Origin of the sequence: Synechocystis sp. PCC 6714 (assembly GCF_000478825.2) — a bacterium.
GTDB lineage: Bacteria > Cyanobacteriota > Cyanobacteriia > Cyanobacteriales > Microcystaceae > Synechocystis.
The window spans coordinates 3,348,426-3,370,739 of the sequence record NZ_CP007542.1; the positions used below are offsets into that span (position 1 = coordinate 3,348,426).

Here is a 22,314-nt window from a genome sequence, read left to right on the forward strand (position 1 = left end):
CCGCAAGTTTTCTGCAAGATTAGGTATAAACTTCTCCCTGCTATGACGGCAATTTGGTTTGTTCGGACTTAGTTTGGCGCCTAATTAACAAATCTTGATTTCCGGTTCGTTAGAGGACGTCAGAGAAACGCTCTGGTTCCCCTAATTATGGGGAGAATCCGAGCATAAAGTACCCCAGCATTGTTGGAGCTTTAGTAGGGAGATTTAGGCGGGAGATATGGAATTTTCAGATATTCCCTTGACTCTATCTTCTTTTTGCCCAGGGGATTTTGGACAAATTACTAGGGCAGTCTCCTCCGCAACCCATAGGCAAAAATAGATGACCAGTTCTTATCGTCAATTAACAAATTCAAGACGATGGTGGCACCGGCTCTAATGTTGAAAATAGTTACGGACAATTTCGATGATTTTTTGGCTAGCGCTACCGTCTCCAAAGGGATTGATGGCGTTGGCCATCTGTGCGTAGGCCTGGGGTTCACTCAGCAATTGCCCTGCAGCTTTGGTAACAGTGGCCGGATCAGTTCCCACTAATTTGGCAGTTCCAGCGGCGATCGCCTCTGGCCGTTCCGTTGTTTCCCGCAACACCAACACAGGTTTTCCCAAACTAGGAGCCTCTTCCTGAAGACCACCGGAATCCGTCAACAGTAAGTAACAATGCTGAATTGCCCCCACCAATTGGGCGTAATCCAATGGTTCTGTCAGAAAAACCCGGGGATGATTACCCAAAGCTTTTTGAATCGGTTCCCGGACAGTGGGATTACGGTGCATGGGTAGTAGCAAAGCAGTGTCGGGATACTGAGCCAGAATTTGCGTAAAACTGGTCAAAATATCCTGTAGCGGTTCACCCCAATTTTCCCGGCGATGTACAGTGGCGAGTAAAACCCGATGCTTTTGCCAGTCCAAGCCCGGAATAGGACAGGCCGGCTTTTGCCCTGCCACCGTCAATAAAGCATCAATGACCGTATTACCAGTTAAATGTATTTCTCCGGTCACGTCCGATCGCCGTAAATTCTCCACCGCCAAGGTAGTGGGAGCAAAATGTAACTGGGCTAGCTGGGAAATTAAACGACGGTTGGCTTCCTCTGGGTAGGGGTTAAACAAATTATCGGTGCGTAGGCCGGCTTCCACATGGCCGATGGGAATTTGTTGGTAAAAGGCCGCCAGGGCAGCGGCAAAGGCAGTGGTGGTATCCCCTTGTACAATTACCAATTGGGGCGGTCTTTCTCGCCAAAGTTGTCCCAATCCTCCCAAACAGCCCTGGGTGATGTCCGTCAGGGTTTGCCCTGGTTGCATAATTTCTAGGTCCGTGTCCGCTGATAATGCGAACAAATCCATTACCTGTTGCACCATTTCCCGATGTTGCCCCGTTAGCAACACTTGGGTTTTCATATCGGGCTGGGCTAGAAAAGCACGAATAACCGGAGCCAATTTAATTGCTTCGGGACGGGTACCCAAGGTAATACAAACCGATAGGGGAGATACAGACATAGGCCACCAACACAGATAATCCCAGGTTAACTGAGAGGGGCCCCAGGGAAATCTGCTTTGGGCAAAATTAAGCAAATTTTCTAGCTCACCATAACTTGGTGCTCTCCCAAATTCTGGGTCAAAATGGGAAGAAATTACAATGATTGCCTAGTCCATACCCCTAAACCCATGAAGCCGATGCGGGAATTCTCCCCCCAAATCTGTCCTGTGCCCCTGGAGCAACAGCCCGTCAATGAATACGAAGCGCTCAGATCCGCCTGGCTCTATTCCTGGGGTCAAATGGATCTACTCAGCTACAGCAAAAACCTAACCCGTTTGGCCCTGCTGATTAGTTTCATTGTCAGTCCGATCGCCTCCGCCAGTTTTTCAGTGGAAAAGCAACCCATTCAGTGTGGTTTCCTGATTGTGCTAGGTATTTGCCTGTTATTGTCCCTCTTTGTGTTGAGGTTGATGTTGGGCTGGCGTTACGTTGGCGATCGCCTAGGAGCGGAAACCGTCACCTACGAAGAATCCGGTTGGTACGATGGCCAGGTGTGGCGCAAACCATTGGAAGTACAAACTAGGGACCAACTTATTTTGCGCTATCAAGTTAATCCCGTACTGCAGCGTTGGCAAAACACGCTGAAGCTATTGGGGGCCACCATGGCGATCGATCTTTTACTGTGGACTATTTTCCGATTAATCTACTGAGCAGTCTGGAAGAGCCATCATCCTATGCAAAGTCCCCTAAATGCCTAGAATTGAGGATAGGTTACTTAGTAGAACCTCGCGAAACTTTACCATCATCAGAAATTCCCAACAGCATGAGCAGAGGAAAACGTCCCCACACTACCCCCATCGAAGCCCATTTGCTGAGGGAAGGTATCATTGAGTCCCAACATTGGGCCGAAGCCACCGTGTACGACGACAGGGGCCGGGTTTTAATGCTGGCCGGCGACAGCACCAGTAATGCCTTTATTCGTTCTTCCCTGAAACCCTTTCAAGCCTTGGCTGTCACCGGTACCGGCACCATGGAACGCTATGGTCTTACTGACAAAGACTTAGCCATTATGTGTGGTTCCCACCAGGGCACCATTGAACAAGCTCGCCAGGTATTCAACATCCTTTGGCGGGCAGACATTGAACCACAAGCTCTGCAATGTCCCACTCCCCCAGCAAAAGAAAGCCCCCTACACCACGGTTGCTCCGGTAAACACGCCGGTATGCTAGCCGTTTGCCAGCAACAGGATTGGCCTCTCCACAGTTATTTGCAACAAAGTAGTCCCATCCAAAAACTAATTTTGTCCAAAGTGGCTGACCTTTTGGGGATGCCCGGCGCCGAATTAATCGCCGCCCACGATGATTGTGGTGCCCCCACCTACGCCATGGAGTTGGGGCAAATGGCACACTTGTATGCAATGCTCGCCTCAGGGCAACAATTGGGTCTGGAACGGGTGGCCCGGGCAATGACATATTATCCCTACTTTGTCGCTGGGGAAGGCTGTTTTGATACGGAGCTAATGCAACAGATGGAAGGGGAACTGGTGAGCAAATCCGGCGCCGAAGGGGTGCAATGTGTGGGCAGAGTGGGAGAAGGGCTGGGCCTAGCTATCAAAGTAAAAGACGGTTCCAAACGGGCTAAATACGCCGTAGCCATTCACCTGCTTCAACAAATGGGTTGGATTCCTCCCCAGGTGGCGGAAACCCTGTCGGAAAAATTTGTGCGGCTGGGCAAATATAAACGCCTAGAAGTAATCGGTGAATTGGCTATGCTCTGAAAGTTGGGGGTGAATCAGCCCATTGGAAAGAAAAAAGAAGAAAATGCCAATGTTGGGCCCAGGGCAGTTTGGGGCATAGCTAACAGGGGTTTATAGTCAATCAAAGTAAGATTGAGACGACTAAAGTTTTTCCCAAAGACGCTTTTAGCCCTGGTCAGTGTCTTACTTTCAATTAGATCAACTATAAAAAATCACAAAAAAGATCGTGTCCCCAAAGGAGCACGATCCGGAGGGAAACCGTCACAAAGCAGGGAAGCCAGCGCTTAAAGATATTTTTCTAGGGTGCTGGCGAGGGTGGTTTTGGGCACAGCTCCCACCACCATGTCTACTCTCTGGCCCCCTTTGAAAATCATTAGGGTGGGGATACTGCGGATGCCATACTGACTAGCTGTATTGGGGTTCTCGTCGGTGTTTAATTTAACGACTTTGACCTTGCCTTCGTACTGTTGTGAGATTTCATCAACGACGGGGGCCACCATGCGACAAGGGCCACACCAGGGAGCCCAAAAGTCTACGAGCACGGGCAACTCGCTGTCTAATACGTCCTCTTTGAAACTTGCGTCGGAAACTTGAGGGGTAGCACTCATACTGGAAATCCTTCTAAACCTCGTGATGGGCTGATTAGAATACTACCATAACCAATTGTTGGCCTCTGTATGGAAAAATATCGTGAAACTTAGAATTTATTCATCTTTTGTCACAGTTTGCGCCACAGTTATTTGTCACTGAACCGACAAACACATAAGAAGAAACCGCCCGAACATCATCCAGGCGGAGTGTGGTGTGAGGAGTGAACGGAAACTTTACGTCTCCGCCCTCTTCATTGTACAGGCTGGGGCGGGGGCATTAGGAGTTTCGCCGGTAGGGAGTTCCGCATACATCAAATTCGCCAAATATTAAGGTTAACCAAAATATGCAACGAACTGTAATTGTGGTGGGGGGCGGGGCGGCTGGTTTTTTTGGAGCCATTAATTGTGCTCGACAAATGCCAGATGGACAAGTGATTTTATTGGAAGCGGGGGCCAAATTTTTAGCCAAAGTGCGTATTTCCGGGGGCGGTCGCTGTAATGTTACCCACCATTGTTTTGATCCGGCACAGTTAGTGCAAAACTATCCCCGGGGGGGCAAAGCTCTACGGGGAGCGTTTAGTCGTTTTCAACCTCAACAAACGATCGCCTGGTTTGGGGCGGAAGGGGTGCAACTGAAAACGGAAGCGGACGGGCGGATGTTTCCTGTTACGGATGACTCAGCTACCATTGTGGATTGTTTACTATCAACGGCCCGGCGATCGGGGGTGGAGCTAAAAAATAGATCGCCAGTGCAGGGATTGGATAAAGTAGAGAATCAATTCCGGGTAACGCTTAAATCGGGGGAAATAATTAATGGAGATCGTCTCTTACTGGCCACGGGCAGTAATCCTTTAGGCTATCGCTGGGCAGTACAATTGGGACACACAATTCAATCCCCTGTACCCTCATTATTTACCTTTAATATCGAAGATGCTCGTCTAACCGATTTAGCTGGGGTGAGTGTGGAAAATGCCCTAGTGAGTTTAGACGCAAAATTTAAGGGGACCTATTGTCAGCAAGGCCCCGTGTTGATTACCCATTGGGGATTGAGTGGCCCAGCGGTGTTAAAACTTTCTGCCTGGGGAGCAAGGGTTTTACAGGAATCAGATTACGAATACCCTCTTTGGCTCAATTGGTTGCCCGGAATTAGTGCCCAGGAATCCATGGCCCAATGGCAAGCAACTAAACAAAACCATCCCCGCAAACAAATTGCTAACTTTACCCCCACTGCCCTACCAAAAAGACTTTGGCAGAGGTTGACGGAACAGGCAGCCATTAAACCGGGGCAATGCTGGGCGGATTTTTCCAGAGTTCAGGAACGACAGTTGGCGGAAAATATCCATCGTTATCAATGTCGGATTAAAGGCAAAGGGGTATTCAAAGAAGAATTTGTCACCTGTGGGGGCATTACCCTCAAGGAAGTCGATTTTAAGACCATGGCCAGCCGTTGTTGCCCAGGATTGCATTTTGCTGGGGAAATTCTTGATGTGGATGGCATTACCGGCGGTTTTAACTTCCAAAATGCCTGGACTACGGGGTGGTTGGCGGCCCAAGCCATGGCCAGTCCTTAACATTTTCCTAATTTACCCTCCGGCGAGTTGCAGTAGAATTCCAGTGCCAGCCCAGATTAGCCTCCCGTAAAGTTTATGAGACCCCTAAGCCATCGCACCAAAATTGTGGCCACCATTGGCCCGGCTAGCAGCTCGGTGGAAGTGATACGCCGGATGGTGGATGCAGGTATGAATGTGGCCCGGCTGAACTTTTCCCACGGCAGTTATGAAGACCATGCCACTATGGTCCGCCTACTGCGGTCGGTGGAGCAGGAAATGGACACCCCCATTACCCTTTTGCAGGATTTACAGGGGCCCAAAATTCGGATTGGTCAGTTGCCGGGGGGTGAAAAACAACTGCGAGAAGGGGAAGAGATATGTTTGGTGCCAGTGGAAATTGGCGATCGCCATGCTGGGGCAGTGGGTATTGACTATCCCCATTTGGCGACAGAAGCAAAGGTGGGGGAGAGGATCCTATTGGACGATGGTTTGCTGGAGATGAAAGTGATAGCTATCAAAGATCCCCAAGTGATTTGTGAAGTGGTGACGGGGGGCATACTTAAAAGCCGCAAAGGGGTTAACCTGCCGGGATTAGTGCTCGCCCTACCCTCCATGACTGCCAAGGACAAGCAAGACCTCGAATTTGGACTGAGCCAAGGCATTGACTGGGTTTCCCTTAGTTTTGTTCGCAAAGGGGAAGACATCCATGCCCTCAAGCAATTTCTCGCTGAACGGGGCCATCCCGATCTGCCCGTCATTGCCAAAATTGAAAAGCCCCAGGCGATCGACAATCTAGAAGAAATTATTGCCGCTTCCAACGGCATCATGGTAGCCCGGGGGGATTTAGGGGTAGAGGTGAATCCAGAAAAAGTGCCGCGCCTACAAAAAGAAATTATCCGTCGTTGCAACATACGGGCGATTCCAGTAATCACCGCCACCCAAATGCTAGACAGCATGATTTACAATTCTCGCCCCACCAGGGCTGAAGCCAGCGACGTGGCCAATGCCATTTTAGATGGCACCGATGCGGTGATGTTATCGGGGGAGTCGGCGGTGGGACAATATCCAGTCAAATCAGTGCAAATGCTGCGAAAAATTGCCGAGGAAACGGAATTAGGTTTGCATTTTATTAACCATGCCCCCACTGCTAACACGGAAACCCATGCCCTCAGCGAAGCTCTGCTGGTCATTGATGATATTTTAGCCTTGAAATACATTGTGACTTTCACTACCTCAGGCTTCACTTCCCTATTAGCTTCCAACCAACGCCCATCAGTACCGGTGATTGCCTTTACCCCTTCAGAACATGTTTACCATCGACTCAATCTAGTCTGGGGCATTATTCCATTTTTAATTAACGAGGAATTCGACACCTTCGAGGATTTGATTCAACAAGCAGAGATGCTACTTAAGGATCGGAAAATGGCGAAAAAGGGTGATCAGCTCTTAATTATGGCCGGAATTCCGACAAAAATACCCAGGGGCACCAATTTTTTGAAAATCCATCGTATTTCGTAAACTTTTGGTCATCTGGATTGATTAGTGATGGTAGTCAGTCCTTGTTTTTGAAGGCTACCCATTGCCCTACCCCTGAATACGCCGAATCGCCACTATAGTGGATTCATGGCCGTCAATGGCTTTGTTGTCATAAATTTTGCCAGAAAAATTTCTCCCCCGTCATGATTCCCTTTGCCTCCCAAACCTCTTCCCTGGTCAGTCATCCTGAATTTTCTACTTTGGAACTGGCCCAAGCCCTAGCAGAAAGATTGGCGATCGCCCCCCAAGATTGGCACCGTTTAAAGGGTAACCGTCAAGCCCAGGCGGGACAGGAATTGGCGGCGGCGTTGGTGTATCTGCTCAAAGACAATGCCCCGGAAGCGTTAATCCATCTCCAACAGGCAGAAGGTTGGTTGGATCGGAGTTTGACTGCGCCCCCCTGTCCAACCCATGGCAGTCAGGCCAAAAAAGCTTAGGTTTTTTCGAGCATAGTTTTCAAAAAGTTGGCAGGGCATCCAACTGAAAGCGCAACTGGGTCACTTTGGCTAAATCTTTATCCGCTGGGGCCCGTTCCACACCACTGGAAAGGTCAATGCCGTCTGGCCGCATTAGCTTTAGCGCTTCTCCCACATTGGCGGGAGTTAATCCCCCCGCTAACCACCAAGTCAAGGGCGGCTGGAACCGTTGTAAATTTTGCCAGGGTAGAGTTTGCCCAGTGCCTCCCAATTGTTCAGGGTGGTAAGCATCAAGTAATAAAACATCCACTGCGCCGTAATAGTCTTCTGCCCGTTGCAAATCATCCGATCGCCGGAGTCGGAGGGCTTTGATTAATCTATGTTGGGGAAATTCCCGTTTGACCTGAAGACAAAAGTCAGGGGGTTCATCGCCGTGGAGTTGAATACCGTTGAGGTTAGTTTGGGCGCAAAACTGGCCTATTACTGCCAGAGAGACATTAGCAAATACCCCGATCGCCAACAGGCCTTGATAGGCAGTTAAACTGTGCAGCACTGATTGGATTTCCTTTGGGCTGACGTAACGGGGGGACGTTTCCACGCAAATAAATCCCAGGGTGGTGAATCCCAAAGCGGCGATCGCCTGGGCTTGGGCAGGATGACGTAAACCGCAAATTTTTACCTCCATGGCCATAAGTCAGCGTTCCTGTTAGATTTTGATTGATTTTAGAGGGGATACAGAGATAATCTGTGATTTGTGACAGTATTTCTGACAAGATAAGACTTATAGTCGTTTCTAGTAAGACTGAGGCAGTCAAATTCACCGAAAAGTTTGTCAATAAAGACTTAAGCAGTCTCGAAATTATTTGAAATGGCTATAAATTGCCCTGGCTTAATCATTAACCGCCGGTTTGCGAACCAAGCCCCAAATATCCCGCAGTTGTACCTTTAATTGTTCCCGTTGGTTGATTAAATAAATGCTCACCAAGGTAAAAGCGACCCCTAACCACTGTAGGGAACTCAGCTTTTCTCCCAAAATCAAATTACCAAAGCTCAGCGCAAAAATGGGTGTTAAAAAAGTGAGGGAACTCAAGCTGGTCAAATTACCCCTAGATGCAAGGTAGAAAAAAATACCGTAGGCAATGGCACTGCCAAACACCGTTGCGTAGGCTAAATTTCCCCAACCCCACAGGTCAATATTGCGCCAAGGTTGACTGTCCTCCACCAAGGCGATCGCCAACAGAGGCAAACCGCCAATGATCATATGCCACCCCGTAGCCACCACCGGATCCACCCGACGGCTGACAAAGGGAATCAGCACTGTCCCCACCGCCATGGAGAGGGACGCCAACAACATCCACAGTTCCCCACTATTACCCAGGGCAGATCCACTCCAATTAATGCTTAAACCCTGGAGATGCCAAAGCTGATAAAACCATTCATCGGGCAGCCCAATCAAGCTGATCCCCCCTACCCCCAGCAGTAGTCCCAGCCAGCCAATACCACCAATTACCTCTTTAAATAACCAACTGGAGAGTAATGCAACGGCGATCGGCTGGGAATCAATAATTACCGAGCCTAAGCCCGCCCCCGTACGCTCCAATCCTTGGGCCAAGAATCCCTGAAACAGAGTCCCATCAACCACTGCAAACAAAATAATCCAGCCCCAGCCTTGCCAATCCTTGGGTTGGGAACGCTTCTGTGCCATGGCCCAGAGTAAAACCAGTATGCCCGCTGGTATGAGGCGCACCGTGGCCACGAAAAAGGGCGTAGTGTCAGCCAAAACCCCCTTCATGGCTACCATGGCCGTTCCCCAGAGGAAAAACGGCGCAATCAGGGTTAACCCGGAACGGAGATTAAAATTAGTAAAATCTGTTTTCGATTCAATCTGCATCGGCGGGGCGGTAATGGATCAAACATAGCCATTCCCCCATTGTATGTATAGTTTTGTTACAAAGCCATGTTGATAGATACTTCTGGGCAAAATTTCCCGATCGCCAGCCACAAGACCATCAGCGGGAATTCATCGCCAGCAGACTGGACTATGCCAGGGAGAATTGCGTCCCCAAGCCACTGTTCACGGGAAAAAAGACAAGTATGCTAGGGGGCAATGGCATAGCCCAGAATTATTGATTTTTAACTATTACTGCACAATGTCCAGTGCAACGTTGCCCACTCCACTGCTGTGGATGCCGATCGCCCTGGCAGCCCCGGCGGAAAGGTCAATTACCCGGCCTCCGGTGAAGGGTCCCCGGTCATTAATACGCACTATCACAGACTGGCCGTTGCGGAGATTGGTTACTTTCACCCTGGTACCAAAGGGCAAAGTCCGGTGGGCCGCTGTCAAGGCATTTTGGTTGAAACGTTCACCGTTGGCAGTGCGTCGGCCATGGAATCCAGGGCCATACCAGGAAGCAATTCCCCCTCTGATGCGTTGGATCGTGGCGGCGGCGTCAAAGGTGTTCACCCGGGCCACCTGCATTGCAGCGGGCAAAGAAACGATGGGGTCCACTCCCCCCAATAGACGGCGCAAGCGGTTAGCGGTTTGTAGGGCAGTTTCCGGAGCAGAAAGGGATTTTTCTGGCAAAACAGTATTTTTGTTGATAGTCAGCAGAATTTTATCTTCAGCTTTAACCACCAACTGTTTTGTGCCGGCATCTAAACCCACTTTAATCTTGCCGGCATCGAAAGATTCGGCCCCGCTCAGTTCATCAATACGACGGGCAACGGTTTGGGCCCGCTCCATGGTGTCGGTATCTTGGTCATTGCTGAGGGCGATTAATTCAGCTTTGGTGCCCAAAAAGGTAACCACTGGGATTTGGTTGATCCGCAGGGTGACAGCCAGACGACTTCCCGGGCCCTGGTGGGGAACTAAAGAAATTAGTTCAGTGTCTTGGAAAGTGCTTGCCGCAGTGGAAGAGGCGGCGGTAAGGGAAGATTCTAAGGGAGCTAGAGAAGAATTATTCTCTGAAACGGTGGTTGGAGCATCAGCTGGGGCATCGACATTCAAAGCCATCAATCCAGAAGGGCAGTTACCCCAAACCAGGGTTGTCAAACTCGCTGTGCCAATAACACCGGCGATCGAGCGACAAACGTTAATTCCTTTCATAGACTTAGAGGTAAAGGTCAAGGACCCCAAAACCCTTGATTGAATCGAAGGGTTGATGGTGAAAACCGGAGCAAAAAATTCGCTTAGTCTTCGGCAGTCCCACTTATCCGCAAATAGTACAAAAAGGCGGACAAGATTTTTATTACGAGCTTCCACAAGCTACCACGTAAATTGGGGAATAGACCCCAGAAAATCTTATTGGAGAGATAAACAGAGTTTATTACGGTGTGTAAAAGCTTGCATTACAAGGTGTAAAGAATTTGTCCCGTTTCCAAAAAGCGGTGGGACAATCTGAATAGTGGTGGGTGATCGATTGCAAGTTAAACCTTTTTTTGAACAGACCAACTCAATGTTTTGGGAGGAAACCGACCATGTTCTGGAAACTAAGACAAGGATTTCGCTTCTGGTTTTGCTATTTGAACCAACCCCTCTTCAGTCGAGAGTCCAAGGCAACCTGGCGACTGACCCATTTTTGGTCGATGTATCAAATTTCGTTGTTGGAATCCTGTTGGCAAAAAAGTCCCATCAAGGAAACTTCCCTCTAGTGATGGGATTGAACTGTGGACCCAGGCGATCGGGCAATTGTGCTATGATCCTTGGCCATATGGCCCCGGTAAGGGGTTGTCTCGGTGATGAGTTTGTCAGAAATTCCCAACATCTATGACCCCGTCAGATTATCAAGACCAGGAAGTTAAAACCCCCAAAGTGGAGGTGGTGGATTCCTTTGATGCTGGAGCCGATGGCATCACTGATACGGGCCGCAAGTATTGGTTGCAGTTTCAGCAATGGTTTGATAATTTACCCTTGCCTGCTAAGGGCGCCGTGGCGATCGCCGTTTTGTTTATTTCTTTTTCCGTTCTGACCCAAGTACTAAAATTTGTCGCTTCCCTAGTCACTTTGGCGATTTTGCTTGTAATTCTCTACGGAGTATATCGGGTTTTTCTGCGTCAGGATAAAAATATTTAAACGTTGGGGTTAATCGGACTGGATTTTCCTTTGCCCTGTTTTTGGTAAGCTGGGGGGTGGAGTTTCACCGGCAATTGCCCATGACTGTCGCCCCTCACCGTCACCTCAGTGCCACTGGTTCTTATCAGCGTTTTCTCAGTTTTCTTTTTTTAGCCCTAATCCTGTTGGGGTTTCAGTCCCTCCCCGCTTGGGCCACAGGAGTTTACGATCTGCCGATTTTAACGTCTGGTTCTAAGACTTTTCTAGTCGATCAGGCAGAAGCAATTAGTCTTGCCAACGAAAATAGACTCAATGGCGATCTGAAAAAGCTAGCCCAGTCCAGTGGCCAGGAAGTCCGGTTTGTGGTCATTCGCCGTCTAGACTTTGATGCCACCATTGATGGTTTTGTTAATGAATTGTTTGAGCGTTGGTATCCCGACGAAGCTAGTCAAAGTAATCAAACTCTATTAGTACTGGACACTCTGACCAACAGCACTGCTTTGCGTCGGGGAAAGGGAGCCAAGACTTTGCTGACCGATGAGATGGTGGATAGTTTGTTGCGGGAAACCCTAGCGGTACCCCTCAAGGATGGAGCCAAGTATAACCAGGCTCTAATTGAAGCGGATAAACGTTTAAGCGCCATTTTGGCTGGCCAGCCCGATCCGGGCCCCCCAGTCCTTGCAGAAATTAGCTTGGAAGGAACCTTTACCACAGCAGAGGAAACCGATGATACCAGTGCAACCATTTGGGTGGTGGTGCTATTAGCGTTGGCCACTTTAATCCCCATGGTGACCTACTTTTGGTATGTGGGCTTGCCAGGACGGTAATTGGCTTCGCATATGTAGATATTGAGCACTTAAATTTCAGCAGTCGGATTGAACCGTGCCCCTAGTCAGTCAACAGGATTTGGTCACAGCGGCAATCGCCGCCCAGGTGGTGAGTTTTCCCACGGATACGGTGCCGGCCCTGGCCGTGCGTCCGCAAAACTCGGCCTTAATTTACGAGCTTAAGCAGCGGGAGGCTACTAAACCGTTAATTTTAATGGCAGCCACCCTGGAACAAATTTGGCCTTACTTAGAGGGCAATGAACGGGAGAGAAAGATCTGGCAGGGGACAATGGACATATATTGGCCTGGGGCGTTGACCCTCGTGCTCCCCGGTAGTCAGGATCTGCCGAGGGAAATCAATCCCCGTCAAGACCGCACCATCGGTGTCCGCATTCCCCATGAGGCGATCGCCTTGGAAATTTTGCATCAAACCGGGCCTTTGGCCACCACCAGTGCCAATCTATCCGGCCAGCCAGCCTTGGAGAAGTTAGCAGAAATTGCCGCAACTTTTCCGTCTGTGTACTGTTTAGATTGTCTCGATTTAGAAGCAGAGGAACCAATCGGTGGGGGACGACCTTCCACTGTGGCCCAATGGGATACTGCGACGGAAAGATGGCAAATTTTACGCCAGGGAGAGGTCTGGCTTGGGGAGCAGTTAATCTCCGGGGAAGAACAGGACTAAACTGGGTTTTGTTTGCATAGCATTGCCACAGCGTTTATCAGACCCATGGATGAGCTAGAACAGTTACGCCGGGAAAATGAAGCCTTAAAGTTAGCTCACCAGGCCCAGCAAGAGATTAACCAATATAAACAATTCTTTCTGGCCCGCATTGCCCATGAATTGCGATCGCCGTTGAGCAGTGTTATTAGCCTACAGGAATTGATTTTGCAGGGATTTTGTGAAAGTCCAGTGGAAGAGAAAGAATTTTTAGAAGATGCTCAAACCGCTGCCCATCGTTTACTGGAGATGATTGATGACTTAGTCACGATAGCGAAAATTGACTACGGTAAGGAATCCCTAGTTTTCGCCCCCATTGAATTGACCTCGCTATGGGAGGAGTTGCACAGCCAGATCCGTTTACCTGTTGCTAACAAAAATCTCAGGTTGCAAATTCAGTCCCAGGAGGAGGAGATCTGGATTAATGGCGATCGCCAAAAATTGCTCTGGGTTTTGCGTAATTTGATAGACACATATTTGCAACACACTAAGGCTAAAACTGGAGAGATTGTACTGGAAAGTCAAGCTTCGTTAAGCTCCCACCGGGTCATCTTGGCACTGCATTTTCCCTGGGCCGGAGAAATTTGGTCCCAAGCCAGCACCATGGACATTGGATCGGAATTTCTCCGTAGTGCCACTAATGGCAATATCCGGCCCATCAATTTCTCTGCCTCTACCCGCTGGCAACTCTGTTCTACTCTTCTTGGCAAAATGGCAGGCACAGTCACCTTCAAATCTTTAAACCCTGACCGCAGTACGGTGGAATTAACCCTAGCAAAAGTTATGGGTGAACCATGACTGATGCCTGTGATCACAATCACCATTTCCCAGTGACCCATCGGCTTGTTGCCCCTGAACCGGGATCGGATAATAGGACCAGGATTCAAAAAGCGGGTGCACAATGTAGCACAGGGCTAGTTTCTGAACCTCTTTGATGGTTGGAGAAACTGGCCGCTTTTTTTAACTTTTTGCTCAATATGGTCAATCAAAGTAAGATTGAGACGGCTAAGCTCTTTACCAAAGACGGTTTTGGCTCTGGTCAGTGTCTTACTCTCAATTAAATCAACTATACTTGAACGCTGGGGCAGAGATGGGCCAACTGACACTTGCCACAGAGGGGTTTACGGGCACCGCACACTGCCCGGCCATGGTAAATGATGTGGATGGAATAGTTTTCCCAATCCGGTTGGGGAATAAGCTTCATCAAATCCCGCTCAATGCGGATGGGATCAGTGGCTTTGGTTAAACCTAATCTTTGGCTGAGACGTTTAACATGGGTGTCAACGGTTACCCCTGCCAAAATTCCGAAGGCGTGGGCTAGCACTACATTGGCGGTTTTGCGGGCTACCCCCGGCAGGGTGAGCAATTCTTCCATCCGTTGGGGCACTTCCCCGTCAAATTCTTCGACAATTTTACGGCAGGCTCCCTGGATATTTTTAGCTTTATTGCGGAAAAAACCGGTGGAATGGATTAACTCCTCTATTTCCTGGCGATCGCCGTAGGCTAATCCATGGGCATCGGGATAACGTTGAAATAGGGCCGGGGTGACCTTATTGACCCGTTCATCGGTGCATTGGGCGGAAAGGATGGTGGCCACTAGTAATTGCACTGGAGTTTGATAGTCCAGGCTACAGGTGGCACCGGGGTAAAGTTTTTTCAGGATGAGCAGAATTTCCGTCGCCCGTTGTTTTTTGCTGGCCATTTTCCGCAACAAACTACTCATAACCAGTGAAAGAGGGCAAAAACTCCTGCACGAAGGTCAAATTGAGGGTATCCCGCACAATGAGAAATACCCCTAGGCTTAGTAGTAACACCAACCCCGTTTGCATTACCCCCATCTGGAATTTTTCCGGAAGGGGTTTGCCCAATAATCCTTCAATTATCAGGAAGACCAATTGTCCTCCATCCAGAGCAGGTAGGGGCAGAATGTTAATCACAGCCAAGTTAATACTAATCAGCGCCCCAAACTGGAAAAGGTTACTGGCATCGGCCCGGGCAATGTTGGCCCCATACTCAACAATTTTCACGGGCCCCGCCACTTGGGAAGCGTTGTCGGCAAAATTACTGATTAATTGCCAAAATCCTTGGGCGGTCAGCTTAACAATGCGTTCAAAGGCTTCAGCACTGTAGGTTAAAGCTTCCAGGGGATTACTAGCCCGTTTGGTTTCCACATTGGGTAGGAGGGCCACGCCGATTTTGCCGTTACCCTGGGGGTCTGGGATCGGAGTAATGGTTAGGGTTTTTGTTGCCTCGCCCCGTTGAACTTCAATGGTGATGGGAAGAGATGGCGATCGCCGGATAGTGTCGATAAATTCATCTGTGGCATCGGGAAAACTGGGTAAGGTTTCACCCTGGAGGGAAAGGACTATATCCCCTGGTTCCACCCCAGCCACCTGGGCCGCCGAAGCGGAGTCCACTTGAGGAATTACCAAACCGGGCTGAATATTCTGGAAACCAATGGTGCTCACCTGGCCAATGAGGAGAAAATAGGCAAACACCAAATTAGCAATGACTCCGGCACTAATGACAATGGCCCGGTCTAAAATGGGTCGGTTTTTGAGCAAATCGGGATCATCGGCGGGAATGTCACTATCGGGATCATCGTCGGGAAAAGCCACGTAGCCCCCCAAGGGAATAGCCCGAATGGAATATTCTGTCTCTGGCCCCTGATATTTCAACAATGGTGGCCCAAACCCCAGGGCAAAGCGGGTTACATGAATACCCTGCAAACGAGCCGCCGCAAAGTGTCCCAGCTCATGGACCGCAATTAATACCGCTAAAACTCCGATCGCCGCCAAAGCCGCTAAAACTGACATAATTTGCTCAAATTTGAAAAAACTTTGAATTGATTCCACTAGACGGGCAAGTCCCCCGATTTTAACCTAACTGCCGCCAGACAGTGTTCCTTAGCCCATACAAACCATTAAGTTTCTGTTAATCTAGGAGGACAGCAATAGTTGACTAAACCCTGGGCTAGCTTGCCCTTGAAATTAACTAAATCGGCCCATGGGCGACTAAATAAAACGGCGACTAAATAAAACAATGAAAATAATGGCGATCGCCTAGACCTTGTGGAGTTATATGGCTGGTGATAGTCCGGAAATTGACCTGTTAATAGCGGAGTTGGAAGCTTTGAGGGCAGAATTAACTGCCCTGAAATCCCGGCGGGCATTGAAAACTTTTTTTAGCCTTAACGCCACCGCAATGGATAACAGTGATGGCGAAGGGACAACCTCCGGCTGGTCTTTGGAAGCCATTCTCCAAGAAAGCGAAGAAAGATTTCTTTGTTTGGCCGACAGCGCTCCGGTTTTGATCTGGATTGCCGGCTTAGATAAAGGCTGTTTCTATTTCAATCGACCCTGGCTCGAATTCACTGGCCGCACCTTAGAGCAGGAACAAGGCTATGGCTGGGCCAACGGGGTACATCCCGATGATTTTGACCATTGTTTACGAACCTACGTTGAAGCCTTTGAGGCCCGACAACCCTTTACGATCGAATATCGCCTGCGAAACCGAGAGGGGCAATATCGTTGGCTGTTGGACAATGGGGTACCCCGCTTTGCCCCCGATGGAAAATTCCTCGGCTACATCGGTTCCTGCATAGATATTGATGATCGCCAAGAAACCCGCCACCAATTGGAAGCAAGCGAAGAAAAGTATCGCACCTTGGTGGAATCCATCAATGCCATTATTGTGCGCTGGTTGCCGACGGGGGAAATTACCTTTGTTAATGAATACTGTCAAAAGTTTTTTGGCTTTAGCAAAGAAGAAATGGTGGGGCGGTCAGTACTGGATAGCCTTGTGCCCAAAACCAGCAGTGCCGGCAAAGACCTAGAGGCAATGATGGCGGATATTTGCCTTAACCCCCAGGTCTATCACTATAACGAAAATGAAAATGTCAAAAAAAATGGCGATCGGGTTTGGGTTGCCTGGACCAACCAACCTATTTTTGACCGTGAAGGAAATCTGATCGAGCTACTGGCTTCAGGAATAGACATCACCGCCCGGAAACTCGCGGAAGATAAACTGCGCCAACGGGAAGCGGAGCTGATGGAGACTCAGAAATTGGCAAAATTGGGCAGTTGGAAATTTCTTCTGGCCTCCGGTGAAATCCAGTGGTCGGAGGAAATTTTGCGGATGTTTGCCCGAGACAGTGTCCCCAATTGTGAGGAATTCACAGAATCTATTCACCCCGGCGATCGCCAACGCTATGGAGAGGTGATGCAATATGTTTTGCAAAGCCAACAGCCCCAGGATTTGATTTATCGCTTTTTTCGCCAGGATGGCAGTCAAGGATGGCTCTGGACAAAAGTAGAAGCTTTGGTCAATGCCAGTGAAGAAGTAATTGGTCTCCAGGGTGTTGCTATGGACATCACTGAGCAAAAAAAAGTCGAAATTGCCCTTCAAGATAGTGAATCTCGCTTTCGTAAAGTTTTTGAGTCTGCCGTTGTCGGTATGATGTTTGCTAGCGTCCAGGGCCAAATCACTGAAGCCAATGATTGCCTATTGAGAATGCTTGGCTACACTAGGCAGGAGCTAGAGGCTGGTTTGATTCGTTGGGATGCTTTGACTCCCCCCGAACATAGACCCGCAGACCAAGAAGCAATAGATAACCTGCACAAATACGGTTTTACTAAGCCTTGGGAGAAAGAGTACTACCACAAAGACGGTCGTCGTATTCCCATTTTGCTTGGGGTAGCCCCCTTTGAAGGGGAACCGGATTTAACCATTTGCGTGGTGGTGCCCATGGAGGAACAAAAAAAAGCCTTCCATCAACGGGAGCGAGTGGAAGCAGAGTTGGAAAAACTCAATGCAGAGTTGGAAAAACGGGTCTTGGAGCGGACCCAAGCTTTGGCTAAAAGTGAAGAAAAACTGCAACAGGCCAATGAACAATTACAGGAGCGGTTAGAGCAACTTAAACGCCGCAATGACGAGATGGAATTACTCTCCACCCTCAATGAATATTTGCAATCCTGTGTAGTGGTGGCCGATGCCTGTGCCAGCGTGGCGGCTTTGATTCCACCCTTGTTTCCCCACATTGCCGGGACAATTGCAATTTTTGACTCCAGCGCCAACTATTTTGAAATGGTCAGATCGTGGGGACACTTAACCTGTTCCCAACCAGTGTTTAATAGCTCGGATTGCTGGGCTTTGCGACGGGGACAAGTCCATTGGGTGGGCCCCCAGCAGCATGATTTGTTGTGCGGGCACCTGAACCCGGAATGTTTACCGAATGAAAGTCTTTGTATTCCCTTGATTGCCCAGGGAGAAACCATTGGCTTATTTAATCTTTGCAGTGATCAGGTGGGAAGTATTAATCAAGAACAACAACAGTTGGCTAAAGCGGTGGCTGAGCAGGTCAGTTTAGCCATTTCCAATATTAAATTGCGGGAAAAACTAGAAAATCAGAGCATCCGAGATCCCCTCACCGGGCTATTCAATCGTCGTTATCTAGAACAGTTTTTTCTACAAGAGATTGGCCGGGCCCACCGCTATGGCCATTCCATTGGGGTGATCATGGGCGACATTGACCATTTCAAACAATTTAATGACCAATTGGGCCATGATGCGGGGGATCATGTCCTCAAAACCATTGGCCGCATTCTCCAAAGCAATATCCGGGGTTCTGACATTGCCTGTCGCTATGGTGGTGAGGAGATGATAGTCATTCTGCCCCAAACTCCCCTTGAAGATACGTTTGTTAAGGCCGAATCCCTCCGTCAGGCGATCGCCGTTATGGAGGTGGAATACAAGGGCCAAGACTTGGGCTCATTGACCGTTTCTCTGGGGGTAGCCTGCTATCCCCATCAGGGGGAAACCATGGCTAGTATTATCCAAGCGGCAGATAGAGCCCTTTATCAAGCTAAGGCCGCCGGCCGTAATCGAGTTGCCATGGCTGATTAGTTTCTTGCTATCAATTAATCTGGGAAAAAAGAGTATAGGCACTGTATTGCTCCACTTGGTTGAGCTTGGAGGCAATTTCCGGCGGGAAGCTTTTAATATCATCCGTTCTAATGACAAAATAGTTGTGGTTATTATTTGCCAATAGCAGAGGAATTTCGTGCATTTCCACCTGTTTTGCTTTGCCCGAAGAGTAAAATTCCGCCGAGTAGGGTCGATTAAAAACATAAAACAATTGACAGCTTGATTCTTGCCCCAGTTCTGCACAGGATTGTTGATATTGGCTAACAATATATTTTTGAGAATTTTGCCCTGCCACCTTAACCACCATCGGCAAGGCAACAAGAAAAAGCATAGGAATAAACAAGCCTAGGGCAACGATATATTTATTAATTGGTTGATCCTGCCAAAATATTAATAATAATTCTGTCAATAACAAAGCAAATGCCGGTAGTTCTGGCAACACATAGGTCCATAAAATATTAGCCGAGGGGGTGAAGAAAATCATTGGTGCCACAGCCCATAACAACAGATAACTGAGCCATTGCCAATCCAAGTTTGACCCATTAAGAGAAGAATGTTTAGTTTTAACCTGCCAGATTAATTTCCCTAACAGTCCCAGTGTTAGTAATGACCAAGGAAAAGCAGATAATAGCCAATATACCCAGATCATGCCGTAGGGATGGGCGTGGCCACTGCCGTATAAATCCCCTTCCCAGCCTTTTTCCACAAAACGCTTCCAATGTTCGCCAACAATGAAGTAATCTAAAAATCCAGGGGTTTTAGCTTCAGCTAATAGATACCAAGGCACCGCTATTAATGCTGTTAATAAAATTCCCTGAATCCAAGGTAAATTAGTCCAGACTTTAACTATATTTCTCTGCCAAATTGTCCAAATGGTAAGGGGGAGAAAAACCAACACTACCCCGATGGGCCCCTTGGCCAATAACCCGATCGCCAGCCCGACAAAAAATAAATATCCCCAAAGGCGATTATTATTAGAGTTGTGTTGATAAGCTTGCCAAAAAGCCACCATCGAGAGGGTAGTTCCCAATACTAAAGCCGGGTCTGTCATTACGGCCCCACTGCTGACAAAAAAGCCCAAGGTAGTAACCAAAATCATGGTGCTGACTAAAGCGTAGTTAATTCCTTTATTTTTTGCCAGTAGATAAACCAAGTAACTAGCCAATAGAATGGGAATAAAGGAAGATAATCTAGCGGAAAATTCATTAACACTAAAAACTTTAAACGATGCCGCTGTTAACCAGGTGGAGAGGGGGGGCTTACCCCAGAAAGGCACACCATAGTCGATTTGAGGCGTAATCCAGTCCCCGGTTTCCGCCATTTTGCGACCAATTTCCGCATAGCGAGCTTCAGTTCTGTCCGCTACCCCATAGAGACCTAGGGTAAAAACCCGAATAAAAATCGTTAGAAAAATAATGACCGAGACAAACCGACGCTGGGAATTCAACCAAGTTAATTTCATCAATGTCTTTGGGTTTTTAAAGGATATTCGCAAAGATCCCTGGGTTAGCTTTGGGAGGAATTGAGTCGAAGTCGCCCAGCGTTGCCGGAGTTTGGGGGATTCAGATTGGGAGAAAGGAGCAGACCTGAACAAACATTTATCTGGGGGCCAGCCAGGATCACAGTGCCTTAATTTACCTAACTTGATCGAAGAAAAATCAGCTTATTTTAGCCCGCTCCCTGCCCCATTCCTCATCACTCCTAGGCTAGAATGGCTCTTTTAGTTTAAAAAAACTAATCCCGACTATTTTTATCGGGATTAATTGACGCCCATTTTTGACCGTGTTAGCATTCCGAAAGATTAATGAAATTAGGACCTTGCCCCATGACCACCGCCACCTCGGCCCCAGAGTTTATTTCCGCTTGTACCAAACTGGTTTCCAAAGAAGGCAACACCGAATACCCGCTCAAAGCGCTACATATCTGTGAAGAAACCTTTGCCCCGTTGGAAGTGGCCTATGACTATGATTTAATTCGTCGCCACGTTACCCGGGAAACCATTGAAGCTGGGCCCAATTCCATCTGGCGTTACCGCGCTTTTCTGCCTGTCACGGGCAAAGACGTGATTGACGTGGGTACCGGCATGACACCCCTAGTTAAGTCCCATCGTTTAGCCCGCCGTCTGGGGCTGAAAAATCTCTACATTAAAAACGATGCGGTCAATATGCCCACCCTCAGTTTTAAGGACCGGGTGGTTTCCGTCGCCCTTACCAGAGCTCGAGAATTGGGCTTCACCACCGTTTCCTGTGCTAGCACTGGCAATCTTGCCAACTCCACTGCGGCGATCGCCGCCCATGCTGGTTTAGACTGCTGTGTGTTCATTCCAGCGGATTTGGAAGCGGGCAAAGTGTTGGGCACGTTGATTTACAACCCCACTTTGATGGCCGTCAAAGGCAACTACGACCAAGTTAACCGCCTCTGCTGTGAAGTGGGCAACAGCTACGGTTGGGGCTTTGTCAACATCAACTTGCGCCCCTACTACTCCGAAGGCTCTAAAACCCTGGGCTTTGAAGTGGCGGAACAGTTGGGCTGGAAATTACCGGATCACATCGTTGCTCCCCTGGCCTCCGGTTCCCTGTTCACCAAAATTTATAAAGGCTTCCAAGAATTCGTCAAAGTTGGTTTGGTGGATGACAAAGCGGTTCGCTTCAGCGGTGCCCAAGCAGAGGGTTGCTCCCCCATTGCCACTGCCTTCCGGGAAGAGCGGGATTTTGTTACCCCCGTTAAACCCAACACCATTGCCAAATCCATCGCCATTGGCAACCCCGCCGACGGAGTCTATGCCCTGGACATTGCCCGTAAAACCAACGGCAACATTGAAAGCGTTAACGATGCGGAAATTGTCGAAGGCATTAAACTATTAGCGGAAACCGAAGGCATTTTCACCGAAACCGCTGGGGGCACCACCGTTGCTGTGCTGAAAAAATTGGTGGAAGCAGGCAAAATTGATCCTGAGGAAACCACTGTGGTCTACATCACTGGCAATGGTTTGAAAACCCAAGAAGCAGTACAAAGCCATGTGGGGGAACCCCTCACCATCGATGCCAACCTGGATAGCTTTGAGCGGGCCCTGGAACGCTCTCGCACTTTGGAACGCCTGGAATGGCAACAGGTTTTGGTCTAAATTGCAGCAGAAAATCCAAGTTAATGGCTGGTTTGACTTGATTTGATTGACTTAAATTGGTTAATCCCCCCATTTTTCCGCTTAACTTTCATTAATCGTTCCTTTTAGGAAATTGTCCGTTCTGGTTGCACCGGGGCGGATTTTTTCTGCAATGCTAACGGCGATCGCCTTGAAATTAGGGAAAGCTGACAAAGATGGCGATCGAATCAACTTTGTATCACTAATTACATTGCCGTCAAAATTTAACGATATTTTGGACAGATAGATATTAAAAAAAACTAAAGTTTTGCCATTTCTGGAAAATTAATGACACAATCTACCCACGGGGACTGGTACCTGGTTCTGGAACACCA

At 48.6% G+C, this 22,314-nt stretch carries 19 protein-coding genes; 11 read left to right on the plus strand and 8 right to left on the minus strand.

All coding sequences use genetic code 11. The features are described 5' to 3' along the window. Window positions 1-372: 372 nt before the first annotated feature. Window positions 373-1,488, minus strand: coding sequence for a non-hydrolyzing UDP-N-acetylglucosamine 2-epimerase (gene wecB / locus D082_RS15250; protein ID WP_028948264.1), 1,116 nt, complete (start codon window positions 1,486-1,488; stop codon window positions 373-375). Window positions 1,489-1,611: 123 nt separating this feature from the next. Between wecB and D082_RS15255 the strand changes: the two genes are divergently transcribed. Both D082_RS15255 and D082_RS15260 read left to right on the plus strand, forming a co-directional pair. After that, on the plus strand, window positions 1,612-2,178 hold the full coding sequence (locus D082_RS15255; RefSeq protein ID WP_238546754.1) for a CGLD27 family protein: 567 nt from the start codon (window positions 1,612-1,614) through the stop codon (window positions 2,176-2,178). Between the two features lie 113 nt (window positions 2,179-2,291). Then, on the plus strand, window positions 2,292-3,245 hold the full coding sequence (locus tag D082_RS15260) for an asparaginase (RefSeq protein WP_028948262.1): 954 nt from the start codon (window positions 2,292-2,294) through the stop codon (window positions 3,243-3,245). Between the two features lie 263 nt (window positions 3,246-3,508). Here D082_RS15260 and trxA read toward each other — a convergent pair whose 3' ends face one another. Next, window positions 3,509-3,832: a thioredoxin gene (gene trxA, locus D082_RS15265; protein WP_010873851.1), complete on the minus strand. Its 324-nt coding sequence runs from the start codon at window positions 3,830-3,832 to the stop codon at window positions 3,509-3,511. Window positions 3,833-4,158: 326 nt separating this feature from the next. Here trxA and D082_RS15270 point away from each other — a divergent pair, with 326 nt between their 5' ends. The 3 genes from D082_RS15270 (at window position 4,159) to D082_RS15280 (ending at window position 7,337) form a co-directional block, all read left to right on the plus strand. Beyond that, window positions 4,159-5,385, plus strand: coding sequence for an NAD(P)/FAD-dependent oxidoreductase (locus tag D082_RS15270; protein ID WP_028948261.1), 1,227 nt, complete (start codon window positions 4,159-4,161; stop codon window positions 5,383-5,385). A gap of 75 nt (window positions 5,386-5,460) precedes the next feature. Beyond that, on the plus strand, window positions 5,461-6,882 hold the full coding sequence (pyk, locus tag D082_RS15275) for a pyruvate kinase (RefSeq protein WP_028948260.1): 1,422 nt from the start codon (window positions 5,461-5,463) through the stop codon (window positions 6,880-6,882). A 161-nt stretch (window positions 6,883-7,043) separates the two neighbouring features. Beyond that, window positions 7,044-7,337, plus strand: coding sequence for a DUF6439 family protein (locus D082_RS15280; protein WP_028948259.1), 294 nt, complete (start codon window positions 7,044-7,046; stop codon window positions 7,335-7,337). Window positions 7,338-7,356: 19 nt separating this feature from the next. Here D082_RS15280 and D082_RS15285 read toward each other — a convergent pair whose 3' ends face one another. The 3 genes from D082_RS15285 to D082_RS15295 form a co-directional block, all read right to left on the minus strand. Further along, on the minus strand, window positions 7,357-8,007 hold the full coding sequence (locus tag D082_RS15285; protein WP_081857678.1) for a phosphoribosylanthranilate isomerase: 651 nt from the start codon (window positions 8,005-8,007) through the stop codon (window positions 7,357-7,359). Between the two features lie 198 nt (window positions 8,008-8,205). After that, a complete protein-coding gene (locus D082_RS15290) occupies window positions 8,206-9,207 on the minus strand; it encodes a DMT family transporter (protein ID WP_028948257.1) in 1,002 nt (333 codons plus the stop codon). Between the two features lie 249 nt (window positions 9,208-9,456). Then, complete coding sequence (locus D082_RS15295; protein ID WP_028948256.1) at window positions 9,457-10,422, minus strand: septal ring lytic transglycosylase RlpA family protein; 966 nt, start codon at window positions 10,420-10,422, stop codon at window positions 9,457-9,459. Window positions 10,423-11,082: 660 nt separating this feature from the next. Between D082_RS15295 and D082_RS15305 the strand changes: the two genes are divergently transcribed. From D082_RS15305 to D082_RS15320, 4 genes are all read left to right on the plus strand, one after another. Continuing rightward, window positions 11,083-11,388 carry a hypothetical protein gene (locus tag D082_RS15305; RefSeq protein WP_028948254.1) on the plus strand — a complete coding sequence of 102 codons (306 nt, stop codon included), beginning with the start codon at window positions 11,083-11,085 and terminating at the stop codon, window positions 11,386-11,388. An 80-nt stretch (window positions 11,389-11,468) separates the two neighbouring features. Beyond that, window positions 11,469-12,194, plus strand: coding sequence for a photosystem II repair protein Psb32 (gene psb32 / locus D082_RS15310; RefSeq protein WP_193386668.1), 726 nt, complete (start codon window positions 11,469-11,471; stop codon window positions 12,192-12,194). Window positions 12,195-12,249: 55 nt separating this feature from the next. Continuing rightward, window positions 12,250-12,876 carry an L-threonylcarbamoyladenylate synthase gene (locus D082_RS15315; RefSeq protein ID WP_028948252.1) on the plus strand — a complete coding sequence of 209 codons (627 nt, stop codon included), beginning with the start codon at window positions 12,250-12,252 and terminating at the stop codon, window positions 12,874-12,876. Between the two features lie 12 nt (window positions 12,877-12,888). After that, the gene (locus D082_RS15320) at window positions 12,889-13,710 is read left to right on the plus strand and encodes a sensor histidine kinase KdpD (RefSeq protein WP_144428753.1); all 822 of its coding nucleotides are present in this window, start codon (window positions 12,889-12,891) and stop codon (window positions 13,708-13,710) included. A 268-nt stretch (window positions 13,711-13,978) separates the two neighbouring features. Here the strand turns inward: D082_RS15320 and nth are convergent, their stop codons facing one another. Together nth and rseP are read right to left on the minus strand one after the other, a co-directional pair. Next, window positions 13,979-14,635: an endonuclease III gene (gene nth, locus D082_RS15325; protein ID WP_028948250.1), complete on the minus strand. Its 657-nt coding sequence runs from the start codon at window positions 14,633-14,635 to the stop codon at window positions 13,979-13,981. Continuing rightward, the gene (gene rseP, locus D082_RS15330) at window positions 14,628-15,728 is read right to left on the minus strand and encodes an RIP metalloprotease RseP (RefSeq protein ID WP_028948249.1); all 1,101 of its coding nucleotides are present in this window, start codon (window positions 15,726-15,728) and stop codon (window positions 14,628-14,630) included. Before rseP ends, nth begins: the two co-directional genes overlap by 8 nt. A 265-nt stretch (window positions 15,729-15,993) precedes the next feature. Here rseP and D082_RS15335 point away from each other — a divergent pair, with 265 nt between their 5' ends. Next, window positions 15,994-18,816, plus strand: a complete 2,823-nt coding sequence (locus D082_RS15335; protein ID WP_081857679.1) for a diguanylate cyclase — start codon at window positions 15,994-15,996, stop codon at window positions 18,814-18,816. 10 nt (window positions 18,817-18,826) lie between these two features. On the opposite strand, the gene D082_RS15340 is transcribed toward D082_RS15335, so the two are convergent. Then, entirely contained in the window at window positions 18,827-20,299 is a 1,473-nt protein-coding gene (locus D082_RS15340) for a glycosyltransferase family 39 protein (RefSeq protein ID WP_028948247.1), read from the minus strand. Between the two features lie 363 nt (window positions 20,300-20,662). Between D082_RS15340 and thrC the strand changes: the two genes are divergently transcribed. Further along, complete coding sequence (gene thrC, locus D082_RS15345) at window positions 20,663-21,961, plus strand: threonine synthase (RefSeq protein ID WP_028948246.1); 1,299 nt, start codon at window positions 20,663-20,665, stop codon at window positions 21,959-21,961. Window positions 21,962-22,314 lie beyond the last annotated feature (353 nt).